The organism is Pontibacter sp. BAB1700 (assembly GCF_000277005.1).
GTDB lineage: Bacteria > Bacteroidota > Bacteroidia > Cytophagales > Hymenobacteraceae > Pontibacter > Pontibacter lucknowensis.
Window position 1 is genome coordinate 1 of sequence record NZ_AKIS01000199.1, and the last position, 3,553, is coordinate 3,553.

The following is a 3,553-nucleotide window of genomic DNA, read 5'->3' on the forward strand; positions in this document are numbered from 1 at the left end:
ACAGGAAGGCGCAGCTGGTGCTGCCGGAAACGGTCAGCAGGCGGGCGGTCCGCAGGGCGCTGCTACTGACGACGGTGGTGTAACCGACGTAGACTACGAAGAAGTAGACGGTAAGAAGTAAGAATTAACTTAAGATACTAGAATCCCCTGTCGAGTTTCTCGGCAGGGGATTTTTTGTTTATAGCTCGTTGAAGATCAGAAAGCTGACAGGTATAAACCTGAAATATTTTTCTAACTGATTCCCAAAAAAATATTTATTTATGTCTATATTTCATGGTACATCTTCGAGCCATGAAAACAACAAGCCTCCTATTACTGCTGATACTGGTAGCCAGCAGTGCCTTCGCCCAGCAAGATTTCAGACCTGGCTATATTGTCCGTAGTGGCGATACCCTGCAGGGCTATGTTGACTACCGGGGCGCTATCCGTAGCTCAAAAATAGCAAGTTTCAAAACCAGTCCTGATGCCAACGTATATACTTACAGTCCGGACGAGATTCAGGCCTATGGCTTTACCAATGAAAAAAAGGCATACGAATCCTGGCTGGTGCCTACTCCGGAGCGCACAGGTTTTGAGCGTTTCTTTTTACACATCCTCTTAAAAGGCAAAGCCAGCGTGTACACCATGCGGGACGAAAGAGACCGCGACCGTTTCTACTTCTCCAAAGACAATGGCGAACTGGTAGAACTTGGACAAACCTCTTACACGCGCAAAGACCAAACCAGCGGCAAACGGTACAAAGTACCTGACCAGGCTTTTCAGGGCGTACTGGGTTCTGCCTTTGTGGAGTGCCCCACTATGACTGAGAAGCGACTGTCCTCGGTACAGCTTAAGGCCAACTCGCTTCTCAAAATCACAGAGGAATATAACGATTGCATAGGTGCTGACATTCACCATATACAGCCTCCGTCTAAAATTCAGGTGACAATGATGCCGGTGATAAGCTATAGCGTGTCCTCTCTGAAACCTACGGGCTATCATCTTTATGTAGATGGCACTTACGAGAGCACCGGTCTGGGTATAGGTGGTGGCCTGGCCTTCAATATCAGAAACCCGGCGCTCAGTGAGAAGCTTTCGGTGCAGTTAGAACTCCTGTATGCACCTTACCGCTTCAAGGGCGAGATCGATAATGTGAGCTACTTTGGAAGAACCACTGACTATGACCTGACGTTTGATCTGGACTATCTGAAGTTACCGGCCCAGCTACGCTATACCTTGCCTAATGGCAAAATACGCCCCTTCGTGAACCTGGGAGTATCTTATTCGCAGGTTATCCGCTCTAAGCGCGTAGAAAAATCGCACAGCACCTTTCACTCCTCGAGCTCTGTTCAGGAACGGGAAGCACTGGTCGGCATTTTCAGAAAAGGTAACTTTGGCTTGCTTGGAGGAGTAGGCGTATCCTATCATGTCAGTGAGCATAAGGCCCTGTTTGTAGAGACGCGTTATGAAACAGCCGAGGGTTTCTCTCACCTCCGGGAGTTACGCTTACCTATTCACAGCCTGAGCGTGATGACCGGGTTTACCTTCTAACCGGCAGCCTGGTTTTGCGAGTTTATCAAACTTAAAACAGCTTAGAATGAAGCACTTTTATCTGACCCTTATCACTTGTTTATTTTTTGGCCAGGCCTTTGCCCAAACAGATTTCCGTCCTGGTTACATAGTTCAGCATGGCGACACGCTTCGGGGTTACGTCGATTACCGGGGAGCGGTACGCAGTTCTAAAACGACCACATATAGACCAGCGCCTGACGCTAATGAGCAGGCCTTCTCCCCTGACCAACTGGAAGGCTACGGCTTTGACAGAGAGCAGAAGATCTACGAGTCGAAAAGAGTACCTGCCACAGAAGCTCAGGCTGAGCAGCTTCTGTTTTTGCAAGCCCTTGTGAAAGGCAGAATCAGCATTTATACCTACCGGGATGGGAACGACCGCGACCACTTCTATCTTTCAAAAGAAGGTGCCAACCTGGTAGAATTGGTAGAGCAGGTTTATACTCGTACTGACCCAAAATCCGGCAAGAAATACCGCGTAATGGACAGACCATACCTCGCGTCATAGCATCTGCTTTTTCAGACTGCCCGGCCCTTACAGAGAAACGCCTGGAGAACGTTATGCTCAGGCACAGTTCGCTTGCTAAGGTGGGCATAGAGTATAACCGGTGCGTCGGCAGCACACAGTTCACACCTGAACCTAAAAAAGCTTCGATAACGCTCGTGCCAGTAGTTGCACTTTCTTTCCCATCGCTGCATGTGTCAGGGAGCCATTATTATGCGAGAGGGGATTTCCGCAGCACGGGACTAGGATTAGGGGGAGGCATTGCCATGCAGGTAGCCAATCCATCCATGAGTGAAAAGCTCTCTCTGATAGTGGAATTGCTCTATGCACCTTATCGCTTCGAAGGCAAAGTGGAGGGTACATACAATACAGGCCGCACTACTTCCTATGATCTGCTTTTTGACCTGAACTACCTTAAACTCCCTTTGCAACTTCGCTATACCTTCCCTAAAGGAAAAGTGAGGCCATTTGCCAACATCGGGCCGTCTTACTCTTATGCAGTTCATTCGAAGAGGGTAGAAAGCAGGTATAGCTCGTTTCACTCCACCAGTTACTCCGAGGAGAAAGAAGCGCTGCCGGGGAGCGAATTTAAAAGCCATATGTTCGGTGCAGTGGCCGGAGTAGGCATAGTGTATCCGATTAGAACCAAGACCTTGTTTCTAGAAACACGCTATGAGACGACCGAGGGTATTTCCATGCTGCTAAGCCTGCCCAGCAGTATTAAAACCTTCAGTCTGATGGCAGGCTATAAATTCTGAATTCAGGACTATCAGAAGAGACGCTGCTTTAACTGGCAGTTATACTTTGGAATAAACACAAAGGCCCGCAGTTATGAAACTGCGGGCCTTTCTTGTTTAGGTTAGACCTATACTCGCATTAATCCAGATCACGGTCGCCGCGGCGGAGTTCCTCCACTGATCGCATCACCTTGTCTTTCAGGCTCACCTTATATTTTTCCAGTTTGTCAGCTACTGCGGCATTGGAAGTACCAATGATTTGCGCAGCCAGTATACCTGCGTTCAGAGCGCCATCAAGCGCTACCGTCGCCACTGGTACGCCACCCGGCATTTGGAGAATAGACAGCACAGAATCCCAGCCGTCAATAGAGTTGCTCGACTTCACCGGCACCCCGATAACAGGCAGTGTCGTGATAGAAGCGACCATACCTGGCAGGTGGGCTGCGCCACCGGCACCGGCAATAATTACCTTCAGGCCTTTTTTACGGGCTTGCTCTGCGTACTCAAACATACGGTGCGGCGTGCGGTGCGCCGACACGATCGTGATCTCAAAAGGTACCCCCAGGTTTTCCAGGATCTCAGCTGCTGCTTCCATTACTTTCATGTCAGACTGGCTGCCCATGATAATGCCTACCAGCGGCTGCGTATTTGTTTCATTAGCCATATTATGCGATTACTTTGATGATGTTGCGGATTGATTCAGCCCGCTGCTGCGCTTCCTGCAGGTCGGTGCCCAGCACGGTGATGTGTCCCATCTTGCGGG

At 49.5% G+C, this 3,553-nt stretch carries 5 protein-coding genes; 3 read left to right on the forward strand and 2 right to left on the reverse strand.

Going from position 1 to position 3,553, the window contains the following annotated elements:
• Positions 1-291 precede the first annotated feature (291 nt).
• From O71_RS19390 to O71_RS19400, 3 genes are all read left to right on the forward strand, one after another.
• Positions 292-1,530, forward strand: coding sequence for an outer membrane beta-barrel protein (locus O71_RS19390; protein ID WP_007660410.1), 1,239 nt, complete (start codon positions 292-294; stop codon positions 1,528-1,530).
• Between the two features lie 46 nt (positions 1,531-1,576).
• The gene (locus O71_RS19395; RefSeq protein WP_007660411.1) at positions 1,577-2,056 is read left to right on the forward strand and encodes a hypothetical protein; all 480 of its coding nucleotides are present in this window, start codon (positions 1,577-1,579) and stop codon (positions 2,054-2,056) included.
• A gap of 155 nt (positions 2,057-2,211) precedes the next feature.
• Positions 2,212-2,811 carry an outer membrane beta-barrel protein gene (locus O71_RS19400; RefSeq protein ID WP_192811713.1) on the forward strand — a complete coding sequence of 200 codons (600 nt, stop codon included), beginning with the start codon at positions 2,212-2,214 and terminating at the stop codon, positions 2,809-2,811.
• Between the two features lie 118 nt (positions 2,812-2,929).
• Here O71_RS19400 and purE read toward each other — a convergent pair whose 3' ends face one another.
• Positions 2,930-3,454 (reverse strand): 5-(carboxyamino)imidazole ribonucleotide mutase, encoded by a 525-nt coding sequence (gene purE / locus O71_RS19405; protein ID WP_007660413.1) that lies wholly within the window; start codon positions 3,452-3,454, stop codon positions 2,930-2,932.
• A gap of 1 nt (position 3,455) precedes the next feature.
• Positions 3,456-3,553 (reverse strand): hypothetical protein (locus O71_RS27585; RefSeq protein ID WP_007660414.1); only part of this gene is annotated, 98 nt, incomplete at its 5' end.